The 13,847-nt window shown below is 64.4% G+C and carries 17 protein-coding genes, 1 pseudogene and 1 riboswitch; of the genes and pseudogenes, 7 read left to right on the top strand and 11 right to left on the bottom strand.

The features are described from left to right. The first annotated feature begins 51 nt into the window (after positions 1 to 51). Both GSQ79_RS03160 and GSQ79_RS03165 read left to right on the top strand, forming a co-directional pair. Positions 52 to 525: an MEKHLA domain-containing protein gene (locus GSQ79_RS03160; RefSeq protein ID WP_158807302.1), complete on the top strand. Its 474-nt coding sequence runs from the start codon at positions 52 to 54 to the stop codon at positions 523 to 525. A 71-nt stretch (positions 526 to 596) separates the two neighbouring features. Continuing rightward, complete coding sequence (locus tag GSQ79_RS03165; RefSeq protein ID WP_246725073.1) at positions 597 to 1,274, top strand: hypothetical protein; 678 nt, start codon at positions 597 to 599, stop codon at positions 1,272 to 1,274. Between the two features lie 108 nt (positions 1,275 to 1,382). On the opposite strand, the gene GSQ79_RS03170 is transcribed toward GSQ79_RS03165, so the two are convergent. After that, positions 1,383 to 2,195, bottom strand: coding sequence for a class I SAM-dependent methyltransferase (locus tag GSQ79_RS03170; RefSeq protein WP_210252997.1), 813 nt, complete (start codon positions 2,193 to 2,195; stop codon positions 1,383 to 1,385). Between the two features lie 216 nt (positions 2,196 to 2,411). Here GSQ79_RS03170 and GSQ79_RS03175 point away from each other — a divergent pair, with 216 nt between their 5' ends. Next, the gene (locus tag GSQ79_RS03175) at positions 2,412 to 4,142 is read left to right on the top strand and encodes an ABC transporter ATP-binding protein (protein WP_158807289.1); all 1,731 of its coding nucleotides are present in this window, start codon (positions 2,412 to 2,414) and stop codon (positions 4,140 to 4,142) included. A gap of 28 nt (positions 4,143 to 4,170) precedes the next feature. Then, positions 4,171 to 4,773 (top strand): DUF938 domain-containing protein, encoded by a 603-nt coding sequence (locus GSQ79_RS03180; protein WP_158807290.1) that lies wholly within the window; start codon positions 4,171 to 4,173, stop codon positions 4,771 to 4,773. A gap of 138 nt (positions 4,774 to 4,911) precedes the next feature. Here the strand turns inward: GSQ79_RS03180 and GSQ79_RS03185 are convergent, their stop codons facing one another. Beyond that, positions 4,912 to 5,346, bottom strand: a complete 435-nt coding sequence (locus GSQ79_RS03185) for a heme-binding protein (RefSeq protein ID WP_158807291.1) — start codon at positions 5,344 to 5,346, stop codon at positions 4,912 to 4,914. Between the two features lie 348 nt (positions 5,347 to 5,694). Here GSQ79_RS03185 and GSQ79_RS03190 point away from each other — a divergent pair, with 348 nt between their 5' ends. Further along, positions 5,695 to 6,516: an alpha/beta fold hydrolase gene (locus tag GSQ79_RS03190; protein WP_158807292.1), complete on the top strand. Its 822-nt coding sequence runs from the start codon at positions 5,695 to 5,697 to the stop codon at positions 6,514 to 6,516. Positions 6,517 to 6,626: 110 nt separating this feature from the next. Then, on the top strand, positions 6,627 to 7,022 hold the full coding sequence (locus tag GSQ79_RS03195) for a DUF302 domain-containing protein (RefSeq protein ID WP_158807293.1): 396 nt from the start codon (positions 6,627 to 6,629) through the stop codon (positions 7,020 to 7,022). A 139-nt stretch (positions 7,023 to 7,161) separates the two neighbouring features. Here GSQ79_RS03195 and GSQ79_RS03200 read toward each other — a convergent pair whose 3' ends face one another. From GSQ79_RS03200 to GSQ79_RS03240, 9 genes are all read right to left on the bottom strand, one after another. Beyond that, positions 7,162 to 7,410, bottom strand: a complete 249-nt coding sequence (locus GSQ79_RS03200; protein WP_158807294.1) for a hypothetical protein — start codon at positions 7,408 to 7,410, stop codon at positions 7,162 to 7,164. 148 nt (positions 7,411 to 7,558) lie between these two features. Beyond that, entirely contained in the window at positions 7,559 to 8,551 is a 993-nt protein-coding gene (locus GSQ79_RS03205; protein WP_158807295.1) for an SLAC1 anion channel family protein, read from the bottom strand. An 80-nt stretch (positions 8,552 to 8,631) separates the two neighbouring features. Continuing rightward, positions 8,632 to 9,195 carry an HNH endonuclease gene (locus GSQ79_RS03210; RefSeq protein ID WP_246725075.1) on the bottom strand — a complete coding sequence of 188 codons (564 nt, stop codon included), beginning with the start codon at positions 9,193 to 9,195 and terminating at the stop codon, positions 8,632 to 8,634. 113 nt (positions 9,196 to 9,308) lie between these two features. Further along, positions 9,309 to 9,917, bottom strand: coding sequence for a thiamine phosphate synthase (locus GSQ79_RS03215; RefSeq protein WP_246725074.1), 609 nt, complete (start codon positions 9,915 to 9,917; stop codon positions 9,309 to 9,311). Then, on the bottom strand, positions 9,910 to 10,704 hold the full coding sequence (locus tag GSQ79_RS29275) for a thiazole synthase (RefSeq protein ID WP_158807296.1): 795 nt from the start codon (positions 10,702 to 10,704) through the stop codon (positions 9,910 to 9,912). Before GSQ79_RS29275 ends, GSQ79_RS03215 begins: the two co-directional genes overlap by 8 nt. Position 10,705: 1 nt before the next feature. Then, positions 10,706 to 10,903, bottom strand: coding sequence for a sulfur carrier protein ThiS (gene thiS / locus GSQ79_RS03225; RefSeq protein WP_158807297.1), 198 nt, complete (start codon positions 10,901 to 10,903; stop codon positions 10,706 to 10,708). Continuing rightward, positions 10,872 to 11,891: a glycine oxidase ThiO gene (thiO, locus tag GSQ79_RS03230; RefSeq protein WP_158807298.1), complete on the bottom strand. Its 1,020-nt coding sequence runs from the start codon at positions 11,889 to 11,891 to the stop codon at positions 10,872 to 10,874. The genes thiS and thiO overlap by 32 nt, the downstream gene beginning before the upstream one ends. Positions 11,892 to 11,943: 52 nt before the next feature. Next, positions 11,944 to 12,063, bottom strand: a riboswitch (TPP riboswitch). Positions 12,064 to 12,094: 31 nt separating this feature from the next. Next, positions 12,095 to 12,922, bottom strand: coding sequence for a hypothetical protein (locus GSQ79_RS03235; protein WP_158807299.1), 828 nt, complete (start codon positions 12,920 to 12,922; stop codon positions 12,095 to 12,097). Positions 12,923 to 13,002: 80 nt separating this feature from the next. Then, a complete protein-coding gene (locus tag GSQ79_RS03240; RefSeq protein ID WP_158807300.1) occupies positions 13,003 to 13,455 on the bottom strand; it encodes an SAM-dependent methyltransferase in 453 nt (150 codons plus the stop codon). A gap of 87 nt (positions 13,456 to 13,542) precedes the next feature. On the opposite strand from GSQ79_RS03240, the pseudogene GSQ79_RS03245 reads away from it, so the two are divergent. Beyond that, positions 13,543 to 13,847 (top strand): annotated as a pseudogene (locus tag GSQ79_RS03245) (methyltransferase); the annotation flags it as partial.

Consider the following 13,847-nt stretch of genomic DNA (forward strand, 5'->3'; position numbering starts at 1 on the left):
ACTGCGCCCACGCGACGCGGCGTGGCGTCCATATCCCACAGCAGGGCTGCCATGGACCTTTCTTTGCAAACGAACTTCTCTTTGCAAACGAACTTCTTCGAATTGTTGTCGTCGAGCTATGCCCGTTTGACGCAGCGCCGCCTGCTGCCTGACGAGATTCCGCGCGAATACGGGGCGGCGTGGCTCTATCACAAGGCACCCTTCTGCGTTCTGGCGCATAACCGGGACCCCGATCCCCGCTTCATCTATGCCAACAAGGCCGCGCAGGATTGCTTCGAATATACCTGGGACGAAGTGACGGCGCTGCCGTCGCGCTTGTCCGCGGAGGCGGTTAACCGGGAGGAACGGCAGCGCCTGCTGGAGAAGGTTGTGGCGCAGGGTTACGCGACGGACTATCGGGGTCTGCGGATCGCCAAGTCGGGCCGACGGTTCTGGATCGAAAATGGCACGGTGTGGCAACTCATCGATGACGCCGGCTTGCTGCACGGCCAGGCCGCCATATTTTCATCCTGGCGCGACGCGTGACGGCGAGCAGGCGCGTTGACATTGCCGGCGGCGTGTTGCCCTTGACCGGCGCCATGAAAAACCGGATGCGAATGATCCATGACATCGGACGTGCCGTTTCGTTGTGCGCGACCTTGATGGTCTCGCCCGTGCCCGCCCTGGCCGCCGAAACCCTGCCGGCCTGGACCGACGATTTTACATCGCGGATCAAAGCGCTTGCGCTCCTGCAGACCTTGAACGCCGACTTGTTGAGCCACGACAGTGCAACTCTGACGCTCGACCGGTGGTGCGAAAAACACCGGCTGGCGTCGCCCGCGCTTATCGTCGCCGAACTGGTCCATGAGGTCGACAAGGCGCCGACCACCGAGCAACGCCACGTGCTCGGCGTCGGCGACAGCGAGCCGGTCAAATATCGCCGCGTCCGGCTGCGCTGCGGGTCGCGTGTGCTGTCGGAGGCCGACAACTGGTATGTTCCCGCGCGGCTCACGCCGGACATGAACCGCGTGCTGACGACCACCGATACCGCCTTCGGCCGCGCCGTGCAGGCGTTGCACTTCCAGCGCCATACCCTGTCGGTGGCCTTGCTGTGGTCGCCGCTGCCGGAGGGATGGGAGATGGATGGGGCGGCGAAGACCAAGGGCGCCGGTCCCCTGCATATCCCGTCGCAACTCCTCGAGCATCGAGCCGTGCTCATGCTGCCGGACGGCACGCCGTTCAGCACGGTGGTCGAGACCTATACCGACGCGGTCCTGGCGTTCCCGCAGCCGTAGCGCTTGCCGCTTTGGTGGAATCACCAAAGCGATAAGAAATCGCTTTCTTCTCAAAAAGTTAAAGTATTTTCTCATTCACAGAAGTCGGCGACTTTTGTGGAAAATGCTCTACGGCTTGCGGAACCGTAGCACGAAATTGTCGGCCTCGCCGATCGCGGCGTAGCGGTCGTGGTCCTGCGCGCCGAGCTTGAAGTCGGGCGGAAGGGTCCACACGCCGGCCGGCCAGTTCGCGGTGTCCTTGAGGTTGGCGCCGATCTCGGAACTGCCGTCGAGCACGAAACCGGCCGCGGTGGCCAGCGCGATAGCGGCATCCTGGCGGACATAGCCGTCCTTCGCCAGCGGATCCTGCGGCGTGTCGCGGTTGCCCCGATGATCCTCGATCCCGAGCATGCCGCCGGGCTTCAGCGCCTGGAAGAAGGCCGCGAACATCTGCGGGGCGTAACCGCCCGCCATCCAGTTGTGCAGGTTCCGGAAGGTGAGGATCAAGTCGGTGCTGCCGGGCGGGGCGATAGCGAAATGGTTTTGGCCGGCGAGGCCGAGCGCGATGCCCTCATAATGCGCCGGATCGGCCGCGAGCTTGCGCCCGATCGTCGTGGCGGCGAGCGCGGCCGGCGAGACGTCGCCGCTCTTCGGTGGCTCGAGCGCCACCTCGTAGTGGCCGCTCTGGCGCAGCACGGGTGCCAGAATCTCAGTCCAGTAGCCGCCGCCGGGCCAGATCTCGACGACGCTCATCGTCGGACGCAGGCCGAAGAAGGCGAGCTCTTCGCCGGGGTGCCGCGCCGGGTCGCGCGCCACGAAGGCCGGGCTGCGCTGGGGGCTGGCGATCGCGGCGGCGAGCGAGGTGTCCGTCTCGGCGGCATGGGCGGCGCAGCATGCGGCGAGACCGAGGGTTAGCACCGCGGCATGGATCTGCCGTGTCATGGTTTGCCGCATAGACGTGATGCTCCGGGTAAGGCCGCTGCGGTTTATAGGCACAATCGCGAGCCGGATCATGACAAAAGGTGAGGGCCGGCCTATCTCGGTCATGACAGATCCGCGTTCGGCGCGCTCGCGCTGCCTCTGCGGCACCATAGTTGTGCTGGCAGGGTCGACGTTTTGCTGCCATCGGCCCTCGAAGCCGCCGTCCTGAAAGCTCCCATGTCGTCGCTGAAGCGTTTCTTTGCCTATTATCGTCCACACCGCGGCCTGTTCATCCTCGATTTCTCCTGTGCCGTCGCCTCGGGCCTGCTCGAGCTCGGCTTTCCCATCGCGGTAAAAATCTTCATCGACCGGCTGCTGCCGACCGGCGAATGGGGGCTCATCGCCTTCGCCTCGGCCGGGCTCTTCGCGATCTACGTGCTCAACACCGGGCTGATGGCGATCGTGACCTACTGGGGTCACATGCTCGGCATCAACATCGAGACGGAGATGCGGCGCAAAGCCTTCGACCATCTGCAGAAGCTGTCCTTCGGCTTCTTCGACAATCAGAAGACCGGCCATCTCGTCGCCCACCTGACCAAGGATCTCGAAGAGATCGGTGAAGTCGCGCATCACGGGCCGGAAGACCTGTTCATCGCCATCATGACGCTGATCGGCGCCTTTGCGCTGATGGCGGCGGTCAAGCCGGAGCTCGCGCTGATCACCGCGCTGGTGGTGCCGCTGATGGCTTGGCTGACGACGCGCTACGGTGGTCGGATGACGCAGAACTGGCGGACGCTTTATGGCCGCGTCGGCGCCTTCAACGCGCGCATCGAGGAGAACGTCGGCGGCATCCGAGTCGTGCAGGCTTTTGCCAACGAGGATCACGAGCGCCGGCTCTTCGCCAAGGACAACCACAGCTATCGCAAGACGAAGCTCGAGGCCTATCGCATCATGGCCGCCTCGACCTCGCTCAGCTATTTCAGCATGCGGCTGATCCAGATGATCGTGCTTGTCGCCGGAAGTTACTTCGTTCTGAAAGGCGACCTCACCGCCGGCGGCTTCGTCGCCTTCCTGCTGCTGGTCGGCGTGTTCTTCCGGCCGATCGAGAAGATCAACTCCGTCATCGAGAGCTATCCCAAGGGCATCGCCGGCTTCAAGCGCTACACCGCATTCCTCGACACGCGGCCGGATATCGCCGATGCGCCAAGCGCCAAGACGGTACCGGCGCTCAAGGGCGACATCCGCTACGCCGACGTCGACTTCGGCTACACGGCGGATCGCCCGATCCTGCGCGACCTCGATCTCACCATCCGCGCCGGGGAGACGGTGGCCTTCGTCGGGGCGTCTGGTGGCGGCAAGACGACGATCTGCTCGCTGCTGCCGCGTTTCTACGAGATCACGCAAGGCGCGATCAGCATCGACGGCATCGATATCCGCGCCATGACTCTGGCGTCACTGCGCGGCCAGATCGGTATCGTGCAGCAGGATGTGTTTCTGTTCGCCGGGACGATCCGCGAGAATATCGCCTACGGCCGGCTCGAAGCCAGTGAAGCCGAGATTCTGGACGCCGCGCGGCGTGCTCGTCTCGACGACGTCATCGCCGGCCTGCCGGCCGGCATCGACACGATCATCGGCGAGCGCGGCGTGAAACTCTCGGGTGGCCAGAAGCAGCGACTGGCGATCGCCCGGATGTTTTTGAAAAACCCGCCGATCCTCATCCTCGACGAGGCGACATCGGCGCTCGACACCGAGACGGAGCGCGCCATCCAGCAGGCGCTCGCCGATCTCTCTCGCGGGCGCACGACGCTGGTGATCGCGCATCGGTTGGCGACCATCACCAATGCCGACCGCATCGTGGTAGTCGAGCGCGGCCGCATCGTCGAGCAGGGGCGGCACGGGGAGCTTCTGGCGCGGCCTGGCGTCTATCGCCGCTTGAGCGAGGCGCAGTTCGGTGCCATGGCATCGTAACGCTCGTCGATCAATCGGGACACGCAGTATGAATGTCGCCCTCCGTGAAGCGCCGGCCGTGGCGCGCAACCGCGAGCCGATCCTCGCCGCACTGCGCGGCCTGCTGCCGAAGCCGGCCGTCGTCCTGGAGATCGCCAGCGGCACCGGCGAGCATGCCCTGTGGTTCAGCAGCCAGATGCCGGACGTGACGTGGCAGCCGACCGACCGCGACGAGGATGCCCTGGCGAGCATCGCGGCGTGGCGCGCGACGAGCGATGTCGTCAATCTGCTGGCGCCGCTGCCGCTCGATGCGAGCGCGCCGGAGACCTGGCCGTCGTTGCGCGTCGATGCGGTGGTGGCGATCAACATGATCCACATCGCGCCGTGGGGCGCGACCGAAGGCCTGATGGCCGGCGCGGCGCGAATGCTGGCGCCCGGCGGGCTGCTGTTTCTCTACGGCCCGTTTCGCGAGGGCGACGTTATCGCGCCGAGCAACGCGGCGTTTGACGCAGATCTGAAGGTGCGCAATCCGGACTGGGGCGTGCGCGATCTTGCCGTGGTGACGGATCTCGCGCGGGCGAAGGGGTTTGAGATGGCGAAGCAGATTAGTATGCCGGCCAACAATCTGAGTGTGGTGTTCCGCAAGGGGTGAAGGGCGCCGCTTCGGAAAGCGCCGCTCTGCTACGCCGTCATCGCGAGCGACGCGAAGCAACCCAGGGACAGGTCGTCCGCCGTCGAAGACGCAGCGGCCCCTGGGTTGCTTCGCCTTCGGCTCGCAATGACGAACCTCTTACGTCCGCCAGGGATGCGCGGGCAGGGTGCTCACGCCCAGCACGTCGACGCCGGCTTGGGCCACGGCGTGATCGTTCTCGACAGACGAGCCGCTGACGCCGATCGCGCCGACCAGCACGCCGTCTTCATCGACGATCGGAAGACCGCCGGGAAAGGTGATCAGGCCGCCGTTAGAATGCTCGATGCCGAACAGCGGGCCGCCAGGCTGCGAGAGCTTTCCGATCTCGCCGGTCGGCATGCCGAAGAACACGGCGGTCTTGGCTTTCTTGGTGGCGATGTCGATCGAGCCGACCCAGGCGTCGTCCATGCGCACGAAGGCTTTGAGGTCGGCGCCGCTGTCGACGACGGCGATGCACATCTGGGTGCCCAACTCCAGGGCCTTGGCCCGCGCCGCGCGCACCGCCGCTTCCGCCTTCTCGATCGTCACATGCATGCCGAACTCTCCCAAATATCGAAAGCCGCGCCTTATGGCGCGTGCGGCGTCCTTGATAGCGCATCAACGCGAATTTGAAATGGCAAAGCCGCGACAGACGCTCAGTCCACGACGACATCGGGGTCACTCGAAACGTGCAAGACAGTATCGGCGACCGCGATAGGAGAGCGTGGTCTTGGAGAAAGGCGAGACTTTGTCGCACAATTGAATTGCGATAAGCGTTCGAAGATTCCGGACAAATCGAAACCGTTTGTTTCGTTCCGTCATCTTGTTTTGTTCGCCCAGCCGTAAACAATGGCGGTGCCGGGGCAGAGACTGCCCTTTGTGCCCTCAGCAAGGAGTCGGTTGATGAGTCTGTTCACCACCAAGGACGGCACAACGCTTTTTTATAACGACTGGGGTACAGGCCAGCCGGTCGTCTTCAGCCATGGCTGGCCGCTGAGCGCCGATGCGTTCGAGGACCAGATGTTCTTTCTGGCGTCGCACGGCTATCGCTGCATCGCGCATGACCGGCGTGGCCATGGCCGGTCGAGCCAGCCGTGGACCGGCAACGATCTCGATACCTACGCCGACGATCTTGCCGAACTCGTCGCCGCGCTGGACCTGAAGGACGCCATTCACATCGGGCATTCCACGGGCGGTGGCGAAGTCGCACGCTACATCGGCCGGCACGGCACGTCGCGCGTCGCCAAGGCCGTGCTGATCGGCGCCATCCCGCCGTTGATGCTGAAGACCGAGGCCAATCCCGGCGGCCTGCCGATCGACGTGTTCGACGGTCTGCGTGCGGGGGTGCAGGCGGATCGCTCGCAACTCTTCAAGGATCTCAGCATGCCCTTCTACAGCAACAACCGCGAGGGCGCGAAAGTCTCGCAGGGCGTTCGCGACTCGTTCTGGATGCAGGGCATGCTGGCGGGCTTTCCCGCCTCGTACTTCTGCATCAAGGCCTTTTCGGAAACCGACTGTACGGAAGACCTGAAGAAATTCGACGTGCCGACGTTGATCCTGCACGGCGACGACGACCAGATCGTGCCGATCGGCGCCTCCGCGATGCTGTCGTCCAAACTGGTCAAGGACGCGGTGCTGAAGATTTATCCCGGCGCGCCGCACGGGATGTGCACGACGCACAAGGACAAGGTCAACGAGGACCTTCTGGCGTTCATCAAGGGATGAAACGCTTTGCGTCCGTTGCCGCCGCTGCGATGATTGTCGCAGCGGTTCGCCTGATCGACGCCGCGCCAGTCTCGGCACAGCAGATGAATCACCAACCTGGATCGACCGCCATGACGGACACGGGATTGAAGACGGTGCCGAGCCACCACGGCCCGAAGGCGACGATGGATCGGCTGGTCGCCGCCGTAACCGCCAAAGGCATGACCGTGCTGGCACGGATCGATCACGCCGCTGCGGCCGAACACGTCGGGCTGGCGCTGCGGCCGACGGAAGTCCTGATCTTCGGCGCTCCCAAGGCAGGGACGCCGCTGATGCAGGCGGTGCAGACGATGGGCCTCGACCTGCCGTTGAAGGCGCTGGTGTGGGAGGACGCGGCCGGGAAAACCTGGATCACCTACAATGATCCGGACTGGCTGGCGCGGCGCCATGGGGTGACGGGGGAGGAGAAGGTGGTAGCCGCGATGGCGGCAGCGCTTGCCGCGGTGACGGCGGAAGCGGGGGATTAGGTAGTTTTGAAGCGCATCATTCCGGCGTTGTCATTGCAACCCTAAGGCGGAGCAACCCAAGGGCCGCTACGCTTTGTCGACAGCGTCCGGGCTGCCCCTGGTTTGTTTCGCTTCGCTCGCAATGATGGTTCCCGAACCTCTATGCCTCCGTCATCGCCCGGAACCGCGCAACGGCGGCTTCCGCCAGCATGTCGGGATCGATCGAGCCGTCCACAGCCCGCGCATAGCCAGACCGCGCCACCAGCATCATCGCCGTGACAAGCTGTTCGCGGCCCTTTTCGCCGAGTTGCTCGCGGCCCCCGAGCGCTCGGACGGCCTTGAGAGAGGCCAGTCGCAACGCGGCGGCTTCGTTCGGCTGGAGAACGCGCGGAAAATCGTAATGCGTCACACGCGGCTCCTTCGCGCTCCCTGGTCCCGCGACTCGGTGCTATCGATCAAGGCCCGGTTCCGGGCCGCGCGCAACTCCGCCTTATGATCGCATTGCGGCATGTGCATGTAGAGGGGCATGTGGCTCAAGCATCCCGAGGCTAGGGCCTTCAGCCACTCAGCGTCCGCAACTCGCCCCGTGCGAGGCCCCACAGCGTGCGGGCGAACAACGCGCCGATGACGATCGTCGCCAGCGCCAGCAGCAGCACCGCGATCGCGTCGAACACCCACGTCTGCCGCGCGGACGCGTAGCGCAGCCCGGCGATCGCCGCCGCGGCGAGGGGAAAGCTGACAGCCCACCAGGACACCCGGAACGGGCAGCAGCCGACGAGATAGCGCAGGCGGCTTATCAGCACGGCGAGCATGAACAAGGTCAGCATGTAGAGGCACGAGGCGAACAGATCGATGCGGCCCGCCGTCGCCACATAGGTCGAGAAGCCGACGGCAAAGGGCGCGACCAGGATCAGCAGCGATGGCAGCAAAGCATCCGGGATCGGTGGCTCAAAGACGAGGCGCGAAAAAATCAGCGTGAACAGCGGGACCGCGAAGAACAGGCCGAGCGCGGTCCCGAGGATCATGACGTCATATAATCCGGGTAGGCCGAGCGTCGGCACCGCCAGCGGCACGTCGAGCATCCCGACCACCGGAATGACCCAGGCGGGCGTCGCATGTGCGACCTGCTGTCGGTCGCTCATCCAGCGGCTGACGACGAACCAGGCGAAAACCACCATGCCGACGGCGCCGACGCCCCACATGATTTGGGCGAGCAGCAGCGCCACCGGCGCCAACAGGATCGGCAGCAGCAACAGGCTGATGAGGAAGGTGCCGAACAGGTTGCCGGCGATCGGGTGCTTGAACTCGGCGCGCACGGCATCGAAGGCGGTTGCCATCTTCACGGCATAAGCGAGCGTAAGCGCGACGAAGGTGACGACGGCGAGCCCGCCGATCGCGTCGGCGATCCAGACCGGGGTGCCGAACAGCGCATGCGCCAACCGCCAGGCGACGCTCAAGCCCGTAAGACCCATTACCGAGCCGAAAAACCCGACCGGGAGATAGTCGAGCTGTCGCCACCGGGTCGGAGCGCCATGTGCTGCGGTGTCCATGCTCCGTTTCCCCGGTGAAAGCGGTATTCTGCGTCGGAACGGCGGGCGCTGCGAGCGCCGGCCGCCGGATCAACCGGCGATCACGGCTCCAGTTCGGAATCCCAGTACAGGTAATCCATCCAGCTTTCGTGCAGGTAGTTCGGCGGAAACAGCCGACCGTTGCGATGCAGATCGTTGATCGTCGGCGCGAACGGCTTCATCGCCGGATGCATGTTGGCCTCGGCGCACAGCCGGTCGCTCTTGCGCAGATTGCAAGGCGAGCAGGCCGCCACGACGTTCTCCCAAGTGGTCATCCCGCCCTTCGAGCGCGGCAGGACATGGTCGAAGGTCAGGTCGTCGCGCAGCCCGCAATACTGGCAAGTGAAGCGGTCGCGGAGGAAGACGTTGAATCGGGTGAAGGCGGGATGCCGGGACGGCTTGATATAGGTCTTGAGGGACACCACCGATGGCAGTTGCATCTCGAAGTTCGGACTGCGGACGAAGCGTTCGTAGTTCGACACGATGTTAACGCGGTCGAGAAACACCGCCTTGATCGCGTCCTGCCAGGACCAGAGAGAGAGGGGATAATAGCTCAGCGGTCGGAAGTCCGCGTTCAGCACTAGGGCTGGGCAGGCCTCCGGCGACACCATCGACTGGAAGTGCATCGTCAAACCGGGCACCTCACTTAAGTAAGCCTCAACATGATGAGGCGGACCGAGCGCGTGCGCACACTGTATAGCTTCCGTGACGTCCTTGTGAAGGCCCTCTGTGACGCAGGCTAGGTCCGGCGGAATTTCGATGTCGCGGCGACCCAGGCGCAGGTCCGGGCCTCGGGATCGGCGTTGAGCGTGATGTCGGTGACGACCGCCGCGACATCGGCGCCCGCCTCGAGCACACCGGGCGCGCGCTCCAACGACACCCCCCCGATTCCGACCAGGGGGATGGTGCCGAGCTTCCGCTTCCACACGCCGAGTTTGTCCAGCCCCTGCGGCGCAAACGGCATTTTCTTCAAAATGGTCGGATAAACCGGCCCGAGTGCGACGTAATCCGGCTTTGTCGCGAGGGCGCGCTCCAGTTCGTCCTCGTCGTGCGTCGAGACGCCGAGTTTTATGCCGGCGCGGCGGATGGCCGGGAGATCGGCCTCGTCGAGGTCTTCCTGGCCGAGGTGGACGTAATCGCAGCGCAGTTCGATGGCGGCCTGCCAATAATCGTTGACGACGAGCTGCGCGCCGGCCGCATCACAAAGACGTTTCGCGCCGGCGATTTCCCGGTGGACAACGTCGGCGGACTGATCCTTGACCCGCAATTGCACGAGTTTGACGCCATGCGGCAGCAGACGCGCGATCCAGGCGGCCGAATCGACGATGAGATAAAAAGGATCAAGCACGCGCGACGCCGGTGAAGGCGCGGCCGATGACCGGGGTCGAGGGCGCGGCCATGTCGCGCGGCTCCATCGGCCCGGCGCGATAGCCGAGGCGACCGGCGTCGAGCGCCAGCGCAAAAGCTTTCGCCATCGCGACGGGATCGCCGGCCTTGGCGATGGCGGTGTTGAGCAGGATGGCGTCGTAGCCGAGCTCCATCGCCGCCGCGGCATGCGACGGCGTGCCGATGCCGGCATCGACGACCAGCGGCACGCCGGGGAAGTGCGCGCGCATCGCCTTCAGGCCATAGGGGTTATTGAGCCCACGCCCGGTGCCGATCGGCGCACCCCAGGGCATCAGCACCTCGCAGCCGGCCGCGAGCAGCTTTTCCGCCACCACCAGATCCTCGGTCGTGTAGGGAAACACGTTGAAGCCGTCGCGCGACAGGATGCGGGCCGCCTCCACCAGCCCGAAGACGTCGGGTTGCAGCGTGTCGTCCTCGCCGATGACCTCCAGTTTGATCCATGGCGTGCCGAAGACGTCCCGCGCCATTTCCGCCGTGGTGACCGCTTCTTTCACGGTTCGGCAGCCCGCGGTGTTGGGCAGGACGCGGACGCCGAGGTTGCGGATCAGCGACCAAAAGCTCTCGCCGGCGCGTCCGGCGCCGGATTCGCGCCGCAGCGACACGGTGACCACTTCGGCCCCCGACGCGCGGATGGCGTCCGCCAGAATCGCGGGGGAGGGGTAGAGCGCGGTGCCGACCAGCAGGCGCGACGTCAGGGTCTCGCCATAGAATGATAGGGTGTCAGTCATTTCAGCCGCCTTGTCGGGGCACGAGGATTTCCACGGCATCGCCGTCCTTCAAGGCCGTCGTCTTGCGATCGGTGGCGCGGACGAAGGCCTGGTTGAGGGCGGTGGCGACGGTGGCGTCGCCGTAGTCGAGCTCGGCCAACAGCGTGGCGAGCGTCGCGGCCTGCACCTCATGCGCTTTGCCGTTGACGCTGATCTGCATCGGAAACCTCCGGAAAATGGGCGCCGTCGAGAACCATGCGGCGGGCACGGCTGGCGAGCGCCGGGGCGAGAAGAAAGCCGTGGCGGAACAGGCCGTTGACGAACAGCCGGCGGCCCTCGCGGCGGATTCGCGGCAGGTTGTCGGGGAAGGCCGGGCGCAGGTCGCAGCCCATCTCGACGATCTCCGCCTCGCCGAAGGCGGGGTGCACGGTATAGGCCGCGCCGAGCAGGTCGAGCATCGCGCGGGCCGTGACGCGGCCGCGCTCCTCGTTCTCGACCATCGTCGCCCCGACCATGAAGCGCCCGTCGGCGCGCGGCACGATGTAGACGGGCGTGCGCGGATGCAGCAGCTGAATGGGGCGGGAGAAGCTGATGTCGCGCGTTTGCAGGATCAGCATCTCGCCCTTGACGCCGCGCAGATCCGGCAGACGGTCCTTGGCGGCGAAGCCGCGGCAATCGATCGTCCAATCGGCGTCGATGTCGCCGGCTCCTTTGTCATCGGCGTCGGTGTCGAAGCGGAAGGTGGCGAGGCCGCTGTCGCGCAGCAGGCGCTCCAGCGCCACGACGGCCTCGCGGGGATCGAGGTGCGCCTCGTCCTTGAAGTACAACGCGCGGCCGAAACGGCCGGCGAGGTCCGGTTCGAGCGCACCGATGGCCTCAGTGTCGAGGGCCTCGAAATGGCTGGTGCGGCGGCCGAATCGGGTGAGCTCGGGCAAGTCGCGCGCGGGCGCCACCAGCAGGCTGCCGTTGCGGGAGGCGACGGGGACGACGTCGCGCCAGTACGCGAGCGCCTCGAAGCCCAGGTCGACGACCACGGGCTCGGACGATTCCGCCTCGCACCACGGCGCCAGCATGCCGCCGGCATAGAAGGAGCAGCCGCGGCCACTGGCGGCGCGCCGCTCGGTCACGACGACATTGCAGCCGGCGCGGACGAACTCGTAGGCGACGGTCAGGCCGGCCACGCCGGCGCCGATGACGCTGATCCGCATGCGTTTCGCCTTCAATCGGGCGATCCAGAGCTGGGAGTCGAGAATGAGGGACGGTCGCGCCGTCTGCCATCCCTACGCCAGGTCGAACTGGATCAGGTTCAAAGGGTCGCTGGGCCACCTGATGGTGATGCCAGCCTCTCAGCCCCCTGTCGGGGATCCCCTCGGCTATCGTCCCTTAAGTGTGGGTTCGCAGGGCGGGTTCGTCAAGCGGCGTTCGTTTTGGCAATCTCAACGAGGATCGGCTCGATGCCTAAGATCTGCGAAACTTGATCGAGGCGTCTTCGCGAGAACACCCAGGCCTGTCCACCGCTTTTAAGTGAGGTCCACTTGCCACCTGCCTCTTTTAAATTATCTTTGTATTTGAGGGTGTTGCCGCGGACGAAAAACGATCGATCAGTGTAAGCTTCTAGCTGAAGATTTTCGTTTCGATTTGATTTATTTTTAGTTGGCTCTTGCTGAGGCGGATCTTGACGAGTTGAAGCTCTAGCAGCTTCAACGGTTCGCTTATCGATGATAGGACCAACGGACATATCTCGCATAACAATAGTTAAATGGCGCGACAGCTTTTCTTTGAGTTCCGAGATCGACGTGTAATCTTCCTGAATACCTTTATCCCTGATTGATTGCTTGAAAGTCTTAAGCTTCTGATACTGATCAAGATCGGTGCTGTCGATATCCACTTTTACTTTGGAATAATAAAGCATGACCGGTTTTTTATTGCTTAAGAAAAATTTTACTTCTTCTACTGTTCCGCTTTCTTCGAGCCCTGTCGGTGAGCCCAAACGGGTCCAGAATGCGCCAATAAGGATGTCGCAGCCTCTCACAATTTGATGGTTTATCAGCCCTTGCGGTCTGTCGCCCATCGATGGGGCCATGTGCGTTTCCCACATAACCGGGAGCAGTATTTTCCCTTGGTCGCGCGAATGCAGCGAATTCCACTCATGCAGGCTCTGCGCGATAGCTATCCGCTCTTCTGGAACGTCAGAGGGTGAAGCAATCAAAACATGAAAAACGTTCGCTGAAAAAGGCATTGATTTTCACCGGCTCATTAAGAGTTTTGTTTTTACAAAGACACTCTAAATCACCGCGCCATCTTAGTTGCAAGCAAGTGTCACTTAGCTTGCGACGACTTGATATCCAGCAGCGGTGTGCCGGCGATGCAATCCAGGCCACGCACCAGCAGCACCGACCCCTGCCGCTCCACCAGAGCGACGATAGAGGAGGCGATCGGGTTGGGCCGCGTCGGCGCGCGCAGCGAAAACGTGCCGGTCGGCTCGGGGCGCGCGCGCGGGCTGAGCAGCACGAGGTCGCGTCGCGCCTGAAACATCCAGTAGAGAATCTGCAGATGGCTGTGCCGCTCGATGCCGGTCAGCGCGTCGCCCCACAGGTCGTCGACGATCACCTTGCACACGGGACCGGCGACGGGATCGCCGTGGTGCGGACATTCGTTGCGCGTCGTCCATGGGGTTTCGATCCGGCCGATGAAGCGGAGCACGGCATCGCTCGGCGCCGGCGCCTCGACGGCGCTCTCGCCCGGCCGCAGGTCGTCTCTTGGGTCCGACACGGGATCTCCTCATCAGGCTTGCGTCGCCGGCCTGTTCATGATGCTCAACGCGCTCATCACGGTGGCGACCGCCACCTCTACCGAAAGGTGGCACACCTGTCGCGGGATCACGCCGCCTTCATCCGCGCGAACACCCAGCTGCTCGCCGTGCCCTTCGTGCCGGAGATCCGCCTGCATCTCGCCGATGAGGCGATGGCACTTTGGGAAATGACCGAGGCCGACCTCGGCCGCCTGAACCTGCCGCCGCCGTTCTGGGCTTTTGCCTGGGCCGGCGGACAGGCGCTTGCCCGCTTCGTCCTCGACCAGCCCGCATGGGTCGAAGGCCAGCACGTGCTCGATTTCGCCTCGGGCTCGGGACTTTGCGCAATCGCCGCGGCCCAGGCCGGGGCAGC

This window comes from Beijerinckia sp. L45 (assembly GCF_009765775.1).
In the GTDB taxonomy this organism is placed as follows: domain Bacteria; phylum Pseudomonadota; class Alphaproteobacteria; order Rhizobiales; family Beijerinckiaceae; genus RH-AL1.

Coding starts and splice junctions, on each gene's coding strand:
- GSQ79_RS03205 (WP_158807295.1), bottom strand. CDS start 8,551: ATGGACACCGCAGCACATGGCGCTCCGACCCGGTGGCGACAGCTCGAC.
- GSQ79_RS03185 (WP_158807291.1), bottom strand. CDS start 5,346: ATGCATGTGACGATCGAGAAGGCGGAAGCGGCGGTGCGCGCGGCGCGG.
- GSQ79_RS03165 (WP_246725073.1), top strand. CDS start 597: ATGATCCATGACATCGGACGTGCCGTTTCGTTGTGCGCGACCTTGATG.
- GSQ79_RS03235 (WP_158807299.1), bottom strand. CDS start 12,922: ATGCCTTTTTCAGCGAACGTTTTTCATGTTTTGATTGCTTCACCCTCT.
- GSQ79_RS03175 (WP_158807289.1), top strand. CDS start 2,412: ATGTCGTCGCTGAAGCGTTTCTTTGCCTATTATCGTCCACACCGCGGC.
- thiO (WP_158807298.1), bottom strand. CDS start 11,891: ATGCGGATCAGCGTCATCGGCGCCGGCGTGGCCGGCCTGACCGTCGCC.
- GSQ79_RS03180 (WP_158807290.1), top strand. CDS start 4,171: ATGAATGTCGCCCTCCGTGAAGCGCCGGCCGTGGCGCGCAACCGCGAG.
- GSQ79_RS03160 (WP_158807302.1), top strand. CDS start 52: ATGGACCTTTCTTTGCAAACGAACTTCTCTTTGCAAACGAACTTCTTC.
- GSQ79_RS03190 (WP_158807292.1), top strand. CDS start 5,695: ATGAGTCTGTTCACCACCAAGGACGGCACAACGCTTTTTTATAACGAC.
- GSQ79_RS03170 (WP_210252997.1), bottom strand. CDS start 2,195: ATGACACGGCAGATCCATGCCGCGGTGCTAACCCTCGGTCTCGCCGCA.
- GSQ79_RS03210 (WP_246725075.1), bottom strand. CDS start 9,195: ATGCACTTCCAGTCGATGGTGTCGCCGGAGGCCTGCCCAGCCCTAGTG.
- thiS (WP_158807297.1), bottom strand. CDS start 10,903: ATGCAGATCAGCGTCAACGGCAAAGCGCATGAGGTGCAGGCCGCGACG.
- GSQ79_RS03195 (WP_158807293.1), top strand. CDS start 6,627: ATGACGGACACGGGATTGAAGACGGTGCCGAGCCACCACGGCCCGAAG.
- GSQ79_RS29275 (WP_158807296.1), bottom strand. CDS start 10,704: ATGACTGACACCCTATCATTCTATGGCGAGACCCTGACGTCGCGCCTG.